Source organism: Allocellulophaga tsushimaensis, assembly GCF_055383085.1.
This window is the reverse complement of the sequence record NZ_AP039451.1, coordinates 1794232-1810698: the sequence shown is the minus strand read 5'-3', so window position 1 is coordinate 1810698 and position 16467 is coordinate 1794232. Positions and strand designations below refer to the sequence as shown.

General features: G+C 32.1%; 11 protein-coding genes. 8 read left to right on the top strand and 3 right to left on the bottom strand.

The window, feature by feature from the left end; all coding sequences use genetic code 11:
* Positions 1-207: 207 nt before the first annotated feature.
* Positions 208-630 carry a tellurite resistance TerB family protein gene (locus ACZ451_RS07710; protein ID WP_464216910.1) on the bottom strand — a complete coding sequence of 141 codons (423 nt, stop codon included), beginning with the start codon at positions 628-630 and terminating at the stop codon, positions 208-210.
* 257 nt (positions 631-887) lie between these two features.
* Between ACZ451_RS07710 and ACZ451_RS07705 the strand changes: the two genes are divergently transcribed.
* The 4 genes from ACZ451_RS07705 to ACZ451_RS07690 all read left to right on the top strand — a co-directional run bounded on the left by ACZ451_RS07705 (position 888) and on the right by ACZ451_RS07690 (position 7976).
* On the top strand, positions 888-2030 hold the full coding sequence (locus ACZ451_RS07705) for an aminotransferase class V-fold PLP-dependent enzyme (RefSeq protein WP_464216538.1): 1143 nt from the start codon (positions 888-890) through the stop codon (positions 2028-2030).
* 122 nt (positions 2031-2152) lie between these two features.
* A complete protein-coding gene (mfd, locus tag ACZ451_RS07700; protein ID WP_464216537.1) occupies positions 2153-5497 on the top strand; it encodes a transcription-repair coupling factor in 3345 nt (1114 codons plus the stop codon).
* Positions 5498-5678: 181 nt separating this feature from the next.
* Positions 5679-6482 (top strand): helix-turn-helix domain-containing protein, encoded by an 804-nt coding sequence (locus ACZ451_RS07695; protein WP_464216536.1) that lies wholly within the window; start codon positions 5679-5681, stop codon positions 6480-6482.
* 168 nt (positions 6483-6650) lie between these two features.
* Entirely contained in the window at positions 6651-7976 is a 1326-nt protein-coding gene (locus tag ACZ451_RS07690) for a redoxin family protein (RefSeq protein WP_464216535.1), read from the top strand.
* Positions 7977-8040: 64 nt separating this feature from the next.
* On the opposite strand, the gene ACZ451_RS07685 is transcribed toward ACZ451_RS07690, so the two are convergent.
* Together ACZ451_RS07685 and ACZ451_RS07680 are read right to left on the bottom strand one after the other, a co-directional pair.
* Positions 8041-8700, bottom strand: coding sequence for an aspartate kinase (locus ACZ451_RS07685; protein WP_464216534.1), 660 nt, complete (start codon positions 8698-8700; stop codon positions 8041-8043).
* An 88-nt stretch (positions 8701-8788) separates the two neighbouring features.
* Complete coding sequence (locus ACZ451_RS07680) at positions 8789-9148, bottom strand: YraN family protein (protein ID WP_464216533.1); 360 nt, start codon at positions 9146-9148, stop codon at positions 8789-8791.
* A 191-nt stretch (positions 9149-9339) separates the two neighbouring features.
* On the opposite strand from ACZ451_RS07680, the gene ACZ451_RS07675 reads away from it, so the two are divergent.
* The 4 genes from ACZ451_RS07675 to ACZ451_RS07660 all read left to right on the top strand — a co-directional run bounded on the left by ACZ451_RS07675 (position 9340) and on the right by ACZ451_RS07660 (position 16297).
* Positions 9340-10821, top strand: coding sequence for a DUF1800 domain-containing protein (locus ACZ451_RS07675; RefSeq protein WP_464216532.1), 1482 nt, complete (start codon positions 9340-9342; stop codon positions 10819-10821).
* A 10-nt stretch (positions 10822-10831) separates the two neighbouring features.
* On the top strand, positions 10832-12556 hold the full coding sequence (locus ACZ451_RS07670) for a DUF1501 domain-containing protein (protein WP_464216531.1): 1725 nt from the start codon (positions 10832-10834) through the stop codon (positions 12554-12556).
* A gap of 185 nt (positions 12557-12741) precedes the next feature.
* On the top strand, positions 12742-14811 hold the full coding sequence (gene metG, locus ACZ451_RS07665; protein ID WP_464216530.1) for a methionine--tRNA ligase: 2070 nt from the start codon (positions 12742-12744) through the stop codon (positions 14809-14811).
* Positions 14812-14815: 4 nt separating this feature from the next.
* Positions 14816-16297: a hypothetical protein gene (locus ACZ451_RS07660; protein WP_464216529.1), complete on the top strand. Its 1482-nt coding sequence runs from the start codon at positions 14816-14818 to the stop codon at positions 16295-16297.
* Positions 16298-16467: the final 170 nt, after the last annotated feature.

Below are 16467 nucleotides of genomic sequence, written 5' to 3'. Positions count from 1 at the left end.
TCCCTCTATTTTATGATGTAGAATTGTTTTATGTATTGTGGTTCTTTTTTTTGTGTAAAATAAGTGCTAGATTTTAAACCAAAAGATTAATCTTAATATCATTTAAAATTATAATAGTACTACATATTAATTAATCTCTTTTAATTATTAAAAACTAAAAAAGGAGCTTAATTAGCTCCTTTTTATTTATTTCTAACATCTATTTTCTTAATTATTCAATAAATAACTATAATCTTCAAAATCTATTTTACCACTAAATATGGCTACTGATTTTGAAATCACCTGATCTGCTTTTTCATCTGAAAAACCTAATCCAATAGCGTATTTTTTTAATAATATCATTTCTTGCGCATCAATAACATGGTCAACAAAAATTATTTTAAAAAGATCAAATAAACGTTCTAATCTTTTCTCTGCGCTTGTTGGCGGATCAATAGGATATTTATTTTCTTTTTTCATTACTTCTACATATTCTGCATCTGTAATATTTAATTTCTGAGCAAAACGATCTAATAATTGTTTTTCCTCTGGGCTTACATCTCCATCTACAGCAGCTAAAGAAGCTATTGTTGCAAAATGTGCTAAATTTCTTCTATGCTCACCACTGGTATATAAATCTTTAAAAGACATTTGTTTCATTTTTATTTGCCGCAAATATAATTTTTTTAAAGATCATATTTTTCAGTATTTAAAAATATTTTCAAGCATTTTCTATCAGAAGAACTCATACTTTCAAATAACTAGAAAAATAGATCAACCATATTAAAAAATCTGATCTATTTTTCATAACTATTGTTAATCTTCTATTTCTAATAGAAAACATTTTGCTGTAATTCTTTAACTTCACAGCATTAATTAAATGGCTTCTTAAAAAGAGAAATTATAACATGTTATCACATCAAAAAGAATTATTTAGCTTACCCGATCATATTACCTATTTAAACGGAGCCTATATGGCTCCCCAATTAAAAAGTGTAGAACAGGTTGGTATAGAAAACCTAAAACGAAAAGGATTACCCTATGAGATAGGTCCTGAAGATTTTTTTACCAAACAAAAAATATTAAAACAGCGTTTTGCCAAACTTATTGATGCGGAAGATTATCAAAATACAGCAATAATACCTTCTGTTTCTTACGGAATTTCTACTGTTGCCCATAATATTAGGTTAAATGCTGGTGATGAGATTATTTTAGTGGAAGAACAGTTTCCTAGTAATGTATACCCTTGGCAGCAAATTGCTGAAAAATATAAGGCTAAAATAACTATCGTAGCTCCGCCTAAAACATTAGAAAATAGAGGAAAATTATGGAATCAAGCTATATTAAACGCCATAAATACTAAAACAGCTGTAGTTGCAATGGCGCATGTACATTGGGCAGATGGCACTCTTTTTAACTTAAAAGAAATTCGTAAAAAAACAAATGAAGTAAATGCACTTTTAGTAATTGATGGTACGCAAAGTGTGGGAGCACTCCCCTTCTCCGTTAAAGAAATACAACCAGACGCCTTAATTTGTGGAGGTTACAAGTGGTTAATGGGACCTTATTCTTTAGGAATGGCTTATTATAGTGATACATTCAATGACGGAATACCTTTAGAACACAATTGGATGAACCGCAGCAATAGTGAAGATTTTAGTCAGTTAACCAAATACCCAGAAACCTACCAGCCTAAAGCAGGCCGTTACTCCGTTGGAGAATCTAGTAATTTTGTACTTACTCCTATGCTGATTAAAGCGATAGATCAATTGCTCATATGGCAACCAAAGCAAATTCAAGAGTATTGTGCAGCCATATCTAAAGATGCTATAAGACAATTACGAGCTAAAGGTTGTTTTATAGAAGATGAAAATTATAGTGCAATGCATCTATTTGGTATTTATTTAAATGGAGCGTATGAGTTGGAAGTTATTAAAGAAAAACTGATCCAAGAAAATATTTATGTCTCATATCGCGGTGGTGCTATTAGAGTATCTCCGCATGTCTACAATACTTCGGCAGATTTTGAGAAACTACTATCTTGTTTTTAGGGATAATTTCATATAAGAAATGGTATAACAACCTATATTTGCAGAAATTTTAAGCTTTGGGGTTCAATAAAATTAAAGCACTTTTTACTCAGTCTCTGCAAAAGCAGAAACTAGGAGAAGTTATGCCTCATCATCTGCATTTAAAAGGTTTAGTAGGTTCTTCCTTATCTTTTGTTTTAGCAGAACTATTTAAAAGCACAGAAAGCCCATTCCTTTTAGTTTTTAATGATAAAGAAGAAGCTGCCTATCATTTAAATGATTTAGAACTGCTTGTTGGTGAAAAAGAGGTGCTTTTTTACCCAGGTAGTTATAGAAGACCATACCAAATAGAAGAGACAGACAATGCCAATGTGCTACTCCGTGCAGAAGTTTTAAACAGAATAAATTCAAGAAAAAAACCTGCTATCATAGTTACCTATCCTGACGCTTTATTTGAAAAAGTAGTTACCCGAAAAGAACTAGACAAAAACACTTTAAAAATAAAGTTAGAAGATTCTTTATCCTTAGACTTTTTAAATGAAGTGCTTTTTGAGTATCAATTTAAACGCGTAGATTTTGTAACAGAACCTGGAGAATTTTCTGTGCGTGGCGGTATTGTTGATGTATTCTCTTTTTCGCATGACGAGCCCTACCGTTTAGAGTTTTTCGGTGATGAAGTAGATAGTATTAGAACTTTTGATGTGGAAACACAACTCTCAAAAGAAAAAGTCACAAAAATTACAATTGTCCCTAATGTAGAGAATAAACTTTTAAATGAAACTAGAGAGAGTTTTCTAAAATATATTGCTCCTAATACCATTGTTTTTAGTAACGATTTAGAAACACTTTTTGCTCGTTTAAATTCTTTTTTTGAAAAAGCAAAAGAAGCCTTTTCAAAATTAGCTACGGATGTAAAACATGTGGAACCAGCAGCGCTTTTTGCAGATGCTACTTTATTAAAAACCCAACTAGAAGCTTTTAAATTAATTACTAGTAGCACTGGAGAGGCAAAGCAAAAAGAGACACAGATTACATTTACTACCAGACCCCAACCCTCTTTTAATAAAAAGTTTGATTTACTAATAGAAAACCTCAACCAAAATCATGAGGAAGGCTACACCAACTATATTTTCTGTGCTACAGACCAGCAAGCACAACGTTTTCATGATATTTTTGATGAAGTTGCTTCGACTACCCTCAGCAACCAAAATGGAAGTGCTAGCACTGAGCGCAGCCAAAGTGTACACTACAAAACAGTAGTTTTTCCATTACACAAAGGTTTTATTCATGATGATTTAAAACTAGTATGCTATACCGATCATCAGATTTTTGAGCGCTACCATAAATTTCAACTTAAAAATGGTTACGCTAAAAAACAGGCCATTACGTTAAAAGAATTAAATAGATTAGAAATTGGCGATTATGTTACCCATATAGACCATGGTGTTGGAAAATTTGGTGGACTTCAAAAAATAGATGTCAACGGAAAAAAGCAAGAAGCAATAAAATTAGCATACGGAGAGCGAGATGTTTTGTATGTCAGCATTCACTCCCTACATAAAATATCTAAATTTAATGGAAAAGACGGTGCTCCACCAAAAATATACAAATTAGGTTCTGGGGCTTGGAAAAAAGTAAAAGACAAAGCAAAATCTAGAGTTAAGAAAATTGCTTTTAACCTTATTAAAATATATGCAAAAAGAAGGCTAGAAAAAGGCTTTCAGTACGAACCCGACGGGTATTTACAGCATGAGTTAGAAGCTTCTTTTATCTATGAAGATACTCCAGACCAAAGTACCGCCACAGCAGATATTAAAAGAGATATGGAAAGCGAGCGTCCTATGGACAGGCTTATTTGTGGAGATGTAGGCTTTGGAAAAACAGAAGTAGCCATAAGAGCTGCCTTTAAAGCTGTAGCAAATAACAAACAAGTTGCTATTTTAGTTCCTACCACCATATTAGCGTTTCAGCATGCTAGAACCTTTACAGAACGTTTAAAAGATATGCCAGTAACGGTAGATTATTTAAACCGATTTAGAACAGCTAAGGAGAAAAAAGAAACTTTAGAAAAATTAGCAGCAGGGACAGTTGATATTATTATTGGAACGCATCAATTGGTAAATAAAAAGGTACAGTTTAAAGATCTTGGTTTACTGATTGTAGACGAAGAGCAAAAATTTGGCGTGGCCGTAAAAGACAAACTAAAATCTATTAAAGAAAATATAGATGTATTAACCTTAACCGCAACTCCAATTCCCAGAACTTTACAATTTAGCTTAATGGCCGCTAGAGATTTATCGGTTATTAAAACTCCACCACCAAACCGGTATCCTATAGAAAGTCAGGTAATTCGGTTTTCTGAAGAAACCATACGAGATGCTGTTAGCTATGAGATTCAACGTGGCGGACAGGTATTTTTTATTCATAACCGTATTGAAAATATTAAAGAAGTAGCTGGGATGTTACAGCGTTTAGTTCCGGATGCTAAAATTGGTATTGGCCATGGGCAAATGGAAGGTAAAAAACTAGAAACGCTGATGCTATCCTTTATAAATGGTGAGTTTGATGTTTTGGTTTCTACCACCATTGTAGAAAGTGGTTTAGACGTTACCAATGCCAATACTATTTTTATTAATAATGCCAATAATTTTGGATTGAGTGATCTACACCAAATGCGGGGAAGAGTGGGTAGAAGTAATAAAAAAGCATTCTGTTATTTTATTACACCGCCACATGATGTAATGACTACAGATGCCAGAAAACGCATCCAGGCCTTAGAACAATTTACAGAATTAGGGAGTGGTTTTAATATTGCCATGAAAGATCTAGAAATCCGTGGCGCTGGTGATATTTTAGGAGGCGAGCAAAGTGGCTTTATCAATGAAATAGGTTTTGATACCTATCAGAAAATATTAGCAGAAGCGATTGAAGAATTAAAAGAAAATGAGTTTAAAGATTTATATGAAGAAGTAGAAGGCAAAGTTGAAAAAATCTTCGTAAAAGAAACACAAATAGATTCTGATTTTGAGCTATTATTCCCAGATGATTATATCAATAATATTACAGAAAGGCTTAATCTGTATACAGCACTTAACCAGATAAAAGAAGAAGAGAAACTTAAAGTTTTTGAAAAGCAATTAATAGATCGGTTTGGAGAGTTACCACCTGAGGTGGAAGATTTATTAAATTCGGTCCGTATTAAATGGATTGCAAATGCAATAGGTTTAGAAAAAATTGTCATGAAACAAGGTAAAATGATAGGTTATTTTATTGCGGACCAACAATCAGATTTTTACCAAAGCAGTACGTTTACAAATATTCTACAATTTGTACAAAGCAATACCAAGCACTGTAAAATAAAAGAAAAACAAACACGTAGCGGATTGCGTTTGCTACTGGTTTTTGAGAATATAAAAAGTCCTGATAGTGCATACTTAGCCTTACAAGCTTTTAATTCTATTATTCCAAAAAAGGAAACAATCGTATAAAACTACTTTTTTAAATACCCTTTTACATTACTTTTTATAAAACAAATAATTCAGTAAAACTCCATAAATTACTGTGTTATATAAATATGTCGTGCTAATGTCGGGTCAAATTTTAGAAAGTTCGTTGGTTTGGTTTTATCTTGAACGTAATATTGCTGAAGAACTTTAAAAAATCACAATGATGAAACAACCAGCATTAGGTCATAAGATCACTGAATTACGAAAACAAAAAGGCTTTACACAAGAAGAACTTGTAGAACGTTGTAATATAAATGTAAGAACACTACAACGCATAGAGAGTGGAGAAGTATCACCAAGAAGTTATACGATTAAAACAATTCTATCTGCGCTAGATCATGATTTTGAAGAACTCTATACAAAAAATGACGAGGGTACAAATGAATTATTTGTAGCATCGCAAACAGCATATAAATCTATTTCATTTTTACTTAGCTTGGCTGGTATTTCGGGGATAATATATCTACTTACAGGACCTTTTGAAGGTATTGCAGATTATTACAGGTATAGTAATGATAGGTTATTCTTTGGCATTACAGCACATTTTTTTATTAAAATAATTGCATATTTAGGATATGCTTGTCTTCTTTATGGCTTTTTAATTTTAGGCAAATTGCTCAAAAATTATTTAATGAAAATAGCATCTGTACTACTCATATTTACCTTATTTATTTTTTATGTATACGACATTAGCACTTTATTCTTTGATACTAATTTCCCTATTGAAGCTATCTTAATAGCGGTATCTATAGGCTCAGGAACGCTGGGTATTCTATTTGGTATCGCTATTCTTAAATCTGCAAAAAAAATAGGAACTATAGCCTATATAGCTGGGAGTTTTGAAATTGCTACTGCGTTTTGTTTCCTAACAGTAGTCTTAACACCTGTTGGGCTTTTTATACAATTTATAGCAGTATTATTAGAAATTGTATTACTATTTAAAATAAGGCAAATGCTAAAAGTATAAATCGCTTAAATAATTTTAATATATAAGTAAATTACCACAAGGTAAGACCGTGAGATATTAGATTGAAAAATAATGCGGGTTAGAAGTCTCAGAGCAATTACATATCTATTATTGAGGAAATACAATTAGAAATATTATTTTTGGTCTGATTATTGACTTATACTTTTTATGAAACTATTTTCTTTTTTAGTAGTGGTAGTAACCACAATCACGCTTAACGCACAAAAAACAATTTCTGGAACTTTTTCTCCAGCAAAAGATTACAAATGGGTTATTGCCTATCAATTAAAACCAGGAACACAAGTTTATGTTGTAGACAGTGCCGTTAAAGATGGGGAATTTACCTTAAACCTTCCTGAAAATGCTACTCCAGGAAATTATAGAATAGTATATGCTGTACCACAAGAAGAATATAATTTTGATATCATTTATAACGGAAAAGAGTCTATTCAATTAAATTTTGATACAGATGATGGCCTTTCTTTTGTAGCTTCAGAAGAAAATATAATTTTTAACGACTATTTTAATGTTATAAATACAGCAGAACAAGCGCTTATTAACTTCTATGCTAAACAAAAAACAGATCGTTCTGAATTTACTAGGCTAGTAGAAAAAATAGAAGAAATTCAACTTTCATACGCTAAAAAATCTGAAGGACTTTTGGTAAATCATTTTATCACTTCTAACAAAACATATACGCCTAAGCAATATGAAACGGTGCAGGACTATATTAAAAATAGAAAAGAAGCTTATTTTAATGCTATTGATTTAAAAGATCCTGTACTACAAAGTTCAGCTTTTTTAACCAGTAAAATATCAAATTATGCATTTACGGCACTTCCTCTTGAAGAAATGAGTGCGGAAGATACCGAAAAAGAAGTGATCAAAAACATTGCTATTGTAGCTAAGCAACTTACAACAACAGAAGAATCTTTTAAACTTAATATTTACAACGATTTATGGAACAATGCTGTAGCCATAGGTTACAATACAGTTTCAGATTTCATTTACGATAATTATTTATATGATTTAATTGTAAAAACCAATAATGACGATTTAAAAAATACCATTGAAACGCATAATAGATTGCGAGTAGGAGCCACAGCTCCAGAAATTGTATGGAAAAAAGATGACGATTTAAAAAAGTTGAGCGATTTAACAGGTGCAGAAAATTATGTGCTTGTTTTTTGGAGTAGTACTTGTGGGCATTGCTTAAGAGAATTACCAGAATTACACAAAAAACTCAAAAAAGAAACAAGCATAAAAGTAGTTGCTGTTGGCCTTGAGGATGATGCAGAAAACTGGGAGTTCGAAGCTGGGAAGCTAGAAAACTTTGAACATGCTATTTCTTTAGGCAGATGGCAGAGCGAGTATGCTAAATTATACGATATCCATGCTACCCCAACCTATTTTGTATTAAATAAGAATAAAGAAATTATTGCTAAACCAGATTCCGATAGAGCTGTGATTATTTTTCTAAATGAGCTTAAGTAAGTAACCTCAGGGCAAGCATTAGATCATTTACTATTATAGGATCTAGTAAAATAAACAAAAACTACTACAGCGTTTTTAAATCTTTTATGGTTTTAAAAGCAATATCTACCTGAGCATCATCTACTAAAATGGTAAATTCATTAGTTGTAGAAATCACCTCATATAATACGATACCTTCCCATGCCAATCTTTGAAATATAAAGTAATAAAGCCCTGGGACAGAAACATTTTCTGATGGTAATTTTACCGTAATAGAAGACAGCTCTTCTGCCTTTTGGGTACATATTTGTGTTTCAAATAAAGATTCTACAACTTTATCTAAACTATTACTTACCACAATATTAAGCTCATTTACACCTCTAGAAGAAGTATAAAACACATCTTTATCTTTATTTACTTCTTTTAACAAAGCACCTTGATTGTCTAATATAGAATCTGATAATAAAAAGGTAAAGTCTGTTAAAGAAGAACGCACTGTAATTTCCCCAATATTCTTGAGCACTTTAATAATTTTATGCGTTGCCCTAAATTCTAAATCATCAGACAGTCTTTTTAATGCCATTACAATGGCACCGTTTCTAACATCTTTTCCTAGTTCTGATTCTATTTCGGGTTTTACAATTCTAGAAAGCGATGTTAAATTAATAATTCCTTGGGCTAAAGCACTCTGAAGGAATGGTTTTTTCTTAATGTACTGTTCTACTACAGAAGAAATTGTTTTCATTACAAAAATTTGGTTAGCTGCAAAAATAACAATTTGTTATAAATAAAACAAATTGTGAACAATAAAAGTCTACTAATTTTATAGTGTATTAAAAATGATAAAAAGCATCTTCTAAATGTGTTATTTCTATTTTATTTGCTTTCTTTAAAATAGTAATGATATCAAAACGTACCTCAACATCTAAGTCATTATCTAGTACATAATAATCTGCCGCAGATAATAATAATTGTATCTTTTTTTGAGTCACCGTATCTTCAATATGCTCAATAAAGTTAGTAGTTCTAGATTTTACCTCAACAATAGCCAAAGTATCTGCCTTTTTAGCAATAATATCAATTTCAGCCTTTAAATAACGGTAGTTTTTATAACAAATCTGATAGCCCTTTTTCTGCAAAAAATCTACTGCTATTTGTTCCCCTTCTTTCCCAAATTCGTTATGTTTTCCCATCTATAAAGTAACAATTTTTATGCATTTCATCGAAAAAATGAGGTTTTAAACGTCTAAAATACCAACAGCTACGTATTTTTTAAGTAGAATATGTGAGGTATTCATCAAGCATATCGCACTAAAATACAGATTATTACGTTTTAATAATCACGAACATAATTAAACTTTAGAACAAAACGACCTCAAACACTATGGAATATTTCATTAATTGTAATGAAGCGCCTATAGCTCCTCTTAACATGGCTCTTTCTAAAGACCAAGCTGAGCATTTATATAGAAGGCTTGGGTTTAGTGCATCTGTAGCCACTATTGATAGTGTAAATCTTCAAAATTCTAGTACAATTGTAGATCAATTAATAGATGAGGCATTAAATTTAGCTCCAATACCTGCACCGGAATGGGCTACTTGGACACGAGCAGAATATCCAGAGGATGGCGACCTTAGGCGTCCTATTGTTAGAGCACAAATAGAAGAAATGCAAGGAGCATTGGCAAACTCTTTTTTTGAAAATAATCTCAGAGACCGCCTTAGCTTTTTTTGGAGCAACCATTTTGTTACTGAACTAAGAGTTTATGATGCACCTCCATTTTTGTACGAATATATAAATTGCCTGCAACGTAATGCTTTAGGTAATTTCAAAACTTTTCTTAGTGAAATTGGTTTAACAAGTGCTATGTTGTACTATTTAGATGGCGCATTTAACAATAACAATAGTCCAAACGAGAATTATGCTCGTGAAATTTATGAGCTTTTTTGTTTAGGAGAAGGTAATGAATATACAGAAGATGATATTGTAGAAACTGCAAAAGCTTTAACGGGTTATGTAGAAAGAGGTGAAGTACAATGGACTCCTGTAACTTTTAGAGCAGACAGGCACGATACTGGCGAAAAAACAATTTTAGGGCAAACAGGTAACTGGGGTTATGATGATGTAATAAGAATTCTTTTTGAGCAAAGACCCAATGAAATTTCTACTTTTATTTGCACCAAATTATATGAATTTTTTGTGCATCCAGATACTAGTGATGCTCCTGGTAATGCAGAAACCATAATAAGTGAAATGGCACAAACCTTTAGAACTAATGATTTTGAAATTGCCCCAGTACTACGGCAGTTATTTAAAAGTCAACATTTTTTTAATGAATATGCTATGGGTGTTATTATTAAAAGCCCTTTTGATGTTTTTGTAAACCTTATTAAAGAAACTAGTTTTACGATCAATGAAAGTATTGTTTCTGGAGTTGTAGAATCTTCTAGATTAGTAGGTCAAGAATTATTTAATCCCATAGATGTAGCGGGTTGGCAAAGAGATAGAACTTGGATTAACACCAACTTTCTTATTGGCAGATGGTTAACCGCAGAAATGACAATAGAACTCTTTTGGAGAAATGACCCTGAAGAATTTAGAAACTTTGGTATTGCAGCAACAGGTGCTCAAGGAACAACTATAGGTGACCCTAATGTAGTTGCGGCACGCATTATAAATAAAATATTACCTAAAGGCTTATTAGCAGATCAAATAGATACGGCTATTCAAATATTTAGAGAACCTTTTGAAGATACAAATGCCTATGAAGATGGTACATGGAGTATGCTTCGTGATGGAGCGGAACAACAAGTTTACCTTTTATTAAAACACCTGGTTAGACAACCAGAATTTCAATTAAAATAAACCTAGTATTATGTGCGATACTCACGACACACCTCATAAAGGAATAGAACACGAAGGGCATGACCAAGAGCATAAAAAATGGAGTAGACGTTCCTTTATACAAGCATTAGGAATAGCGGGTTCTGGCACTATGATGTTAGGGAGTAATTTTGTTTCCGCATCCGCCCCATCACCATTAACGATGGCATTAGCAAACGCAGAAACAGAAAATATCTTAATATTAATTCGCTTATCTGGGGGTAATGATGGTCTAAGCACCGTAATTCCTCTAGAACAATTTGATGATTATGTTTCCGTACGTCCTAATATTCATATCCCAGAAAGTAAAATAGTAAAATTAACTGATGAGTTTGGTATTCCAAGCTATATGAAATCTTTAGAGAAATTATGGGATAATGACCAATTTAAAGCGGTACATGGAGTAGGGTATGAAAATCAGAGGTTATCCCATTTTACGGGTTCAGATATTTTTGCAAATACCGATATCAATACAACTGGTTTTTCTGGCTTAGATACTGGTTGGATGGGCAGACATTTTGAAGAGTGTTATCCAGATTATTTAACTGAAGCTGGCCGGCCAGAAGCCCCTGCAGCCATACAAATAGGTAATTTTGGAAGTTTGGTTTTTGAAGGCGAAGAAACCAATTATGCTTTTGTCACTAATAATATAGACCAATTAGAAAATATTGCTGATACAGGATCGCAATACGGTTTAACAGAAACGTTATTTGATGATTGTATGTACGGCGATCAGTTGCGTTTTTTACGTGGGGTAACCAATACTACATTAGAATATGCTGGTAAAATATATGATGCAGCACAAAGAGGACAAAATGATGTTAATTACCAAGACAATAATTTTGCCAGACAGCTAAAAATAATAGCTAGATTGATAAAAGGAAATTTAGGTACCAAAGTATATATGATTTCTATGGGTGGTTTTGACACACATGGCAATCAGCCTTTAGCACATGAGCGTTTAATGACTAATTTATCCATAGCAGTAACTAATTTTTATGATGATCTTGCCGTGCCAGCTACAGGACTAGAAGAAAAAGTTTTAAGTATGACTTTTTCTGAATTTGGAAGGCGTATTTTTGAAAATGGCTCTAATGGAACAGATCATGGAAAAGCTGCGCCTACCCTATTTTTTGGATCTGGTTTAAATGGAAGTGCAAGTGCTTTTGTTGGAGAACATCCCCCTTTAATGGAAGATAATGAGAATAACAGAGGAAATCTAGACATGACTACAGACTTCCGAGATTTGTATGGAACTGTTTTAGCAGAATGGTTGTGTGTAGCACCAGACAAAGTACGGCAACATTTAAATTATAATTACACTCCAATCAACTTAGGCTTTCAATGCTCTGGTGACAGTACTGTTTTCCAAGATTTGCCAGTAAGCGATGGTGACCCTACACCTAATACACCAGAAGATCCAGAAGCTATAGCTCCTACCCCAGAATTATTAGATGCTTTAGTTCATAAGCCCTTTTATCCAACCAATAAAACACCACATATTTATTTAGAAATGCCTTTTGCTGCCCATGTAGACATCCAATTGTACAATATTTTAGGGCAAAACTTAGGAACTGTTTTTAATGAAATGATGTTACAAGGATCTACAGAAATAAATATTAGAGAACGTCTCAACACCTATTTAGCCACTGGAAAATATATCTATAGTATAAGAGTACAAGACCGTAAAATGAGTAAATCAATTATGATTTCCTAAAAGCTCCCCACTTACTATCTACATAGAGACCTTCTTATAGTGAATACACTAGTCACTAAACAAGAAGGTCTTGCTTTATAGTTAAAATTCAAAAAATCCTTATACCTCTTGCTTCCTCTTTTTTGGATTTTTGTAATGATCTCTATTCAAAATCTGTATTTTTGTCGGCAAATCTAAATCATATCATGTCGCAGCATAGCAAAACCCCTTCTAGATATACCATAACAGCAGCATTACCTTACACAAACGGACCTATACATATTGGCCATTTAGCAGGTGTTTACGTTCCTGCAGATATCTACAGCAGGTATTTACGTTTAACAGGAAAAGATGTAGCTTTTATTTGTGGAAGTGATGAGCATGGTGTAGCCATTTCAATGAAAGCAAAAAAAGAAGGCATTACACCTAAAGATGTTATAGATAAATACCATACCATTATTAAAAAATCTTTTACTGATTTTGGAATTACTTTCGATAATTATTCTAGAACTTCAGCAGCAATACATCATGAAACAGCCTCAGATTTTTTTAAAACACTACATGCTAATGGCGAATTTATAGAAGAAACTACAGCGCAATTATACGATGCAGAAGCAGACCAATTTTTGGCAGACAGGTTTGTAACAGGTACCTGCCCAAAATGCGGAAATGAAGAAGCTTATGGTGATCAGTGCGAAAATTGTGGCTCTACATTAAATGCTACCGATTTAATCAACCCAAAATCTACTGTTTCTGGTGCTGTACCAACTTTGAAAGAAACAAAACATTGGTTTTTACCCTTAGATAGGCATGAAGATTTCTTAAAAGAATGGATCTTAGAAGGGCATAAAAAAGATTGGAAACCAAATGTATATGGCCAATGTAAATCTTGGATAGATGATGGGTTAAAACCAAGAGCCGTAACCAGAGATTTAGACTGGGGCATCCCTGTACCCGTTGAAGGAGGAGAAGGCAAAGTGCTCTATGTTTGGTTTGATGCACCGATAGGTTATATTTCCTCAACTAAAGAATGGGCCGCTAGAGAAGGAAAAGATTGGGAGCCGTATTGGAAAGATGAAAATACTAAAATGGTGCATTTTATTGGTAAAGATAATATTGTTTTTCACTGTATTATTTTCCCCGCTATTTTAAAAGCACATGGCAATTATATTTTACCTGAAAATGTGCCTGCTAATGAGTTTTTAAACCTAGAAGGCAATAAGCTTTCTACCTCTAAAAACTGGGCGGTTTGGTTGCATGAGTATTTAGAAGAATTTCCAGATATGCAAGATGTATTGCGTTATACACTTACTGCCAATGCACCAGAAACTAAGGATAATGACTTTACTTGGAAAGATTTTCAGGCAAGAAACAATAATGAATTGGTTGCTATTTTTGGAAACTTCATCAACCGTGTAGTAGTACTCACCAATAAATATTACGCAGGAAAAGTTCCTACTCCTGGAAATTTATCTGAAGTGGATAAGGCTACATTAGAAGAGGTAAAAAAATATCCAGAAATTATTTCAAATTCCATAGAGCGGTACCGTTTTAGAGAAGCAGGGCAAGAAGTAATGAATTTAGCTAGATTAGGAAATAAATACCTAGCAGACGAAGAACCTTGGAAGGTCATTAAACAAGATGAAGAGCGTGTAAAAACAATTATGTTTGTTGCATTACAGATAGCTGCTGCATTGGCAGTAGTAAGCGAACCTTTTTTACCATTTACAGCCGTTAAACTAAAAAATATGCTGAATAGCAATAATACAAACAGCTGGAATGATGTTAGCAAAAAAGAAGTACTATTAACTGCGGAGCATCAAATAAATAAGGGAGAATTACTCTTCTCTAAAATAGAAGATAACACCATACAAGTGCAATTAGATAAACTAGAAGCCACAAAAAAAGCAAACGAAAACGCCAATAAAGAAGTAATACCACAAAAAGATACTATTACTTTTGATGATTTTTCTAAACTAGATATGCGCGTTGGAACAATTATTGAAGCTTCTAAAATGCCTAAAGCTAAAAAGTTATTGGTTTTAAAAGTAGATACTGGTTTAGACATTAGAACTATTGTTTCTGGTATTTCAGAGAGTTTTACACCCGATGAGATTATTGGTAAACGAGTAACAGTTTTAGTGAACTTAGCGCCGAGAAAACTAAGAGGTGTAGAAAGCGAAGGCATGATATTGATGACCGAAGATACCAACGGAAAATTAGTTTTTGTAAATCCAGATTCGGATGGAGTTGGTAATGGAGAAACTATAAATTAAAATTATGAAAAAAGCTATTTCTACATTTTTATTTATTCTTTTTAGTATAATCACTACTTTAAATAGTCAGACTCCTCTTTCTTCTTTTAATATTAAATTAAAATTTCCAAACAGTATTAAACCTTTGGTTGTTGTAGATTCTGAAAAAAACACCCATTTTCTCTACACTTCAGAGGATCAAATTACTCATGTAATTCATAATGTAAAAACTGGAACTCATTCTAAAAAGATATATGCTACCCCTACAAATGTTTTTCCAAGATTGCATGGATATAGTATTACCAAAGACGATCATATTAATTTATTCTTTTCAAATAATAGTAATGATGGTATCCTTTTAGTAACAATCAACGATAAAAATGAAAAAATTGATGCAAATCAATTCTCATTAAAATTTGAAAATAGAGAGAAATTTCTTGAAGCTATTAATTACAACCATCAGTTTCATATGTTAACGTATATAAAGGGAACTTCAATTATAAAAAGATATATTTTTACCAAAGATGGAAGCATATCTACAGTTTATGATATGAAAAAAGAATCTTTTTACAACTCTCATAACAAATTAGTTTCACTATCAAATATTATAACGGCTAATAAAGACTGTTCCATTATACAAGAAAACAACCCTAATTCTATTGAGATTTCATCCAAAAAATTAAAGATATATCCAAGAGAAAATGAATTATTAATTTCATTAAATCATAGATTATCAGGGACAAGAATCATTAGATTAAACTTAGAAAACAATACCTATGAATCTGAATTTCATAAAGCATCATATAAAGATGATAGTATAAAAAAAAGTAATTCATTTATCTTAGAAAATAAATTATATCAGCTATCTGTATCCAAAGACACGCTAATATTTACAATGGATGATCTTTTGGCTAATAAACGAATAAAAACCTTATCTTTTGGCAAAAAAGATGATATTGCATTTAAAAATGGTCCACTCTATGAGCAGGGAGACGTACTTAATCCAATTTCATTAAAAGAATCATCAAACAATAGAAAAATTATTCCAAAAACTCAAGAATTCCTAAGAAAATTATCAAATTCAGAAGTAGGCCTCATAACATACAATAAAGAAAACATTATAGATATTACAATTGGTGGAATCAAAAAACTTAACAATACAGGGTCATCAACATTTTCTACTACAACAATAAATGAAACAAATGGAATCACAATAATGTCTCATACTGTTAAGCCTATTGAAAATAGTTTTTACTCATATGTAAATAGTAGATCTGTGTTTTTTAAAAGCCTGTTAAACAAAAAAACGCTAAAACACATTGACGGAGATTCTCCTAACTTAATTAATAATGTATTTGATAAAATTTCAATGCGATCTAGATACTTAAAAAATTCAGTTTTGAAGAAAAAATTAGCTATTGAAACTATTTTTAAAATGGATGACTTTTTTGTTTACGGATATTACAACAGAAAAGATAAAATCTATCATTTAACTAAGTTTAAATAAGTATAGAATCAATATTTATTAAAAATTAAATTCTGTAAGCATTTAAAATAATTCTGTAACAAATAAACTTCTTAGTTCATATACCTTTGCATACAACAACAGGAAAATGACTCAACTATATTTTGTTCATCTTCTTAAAGTCTATAATTAACAAACATTCGTATATAGCA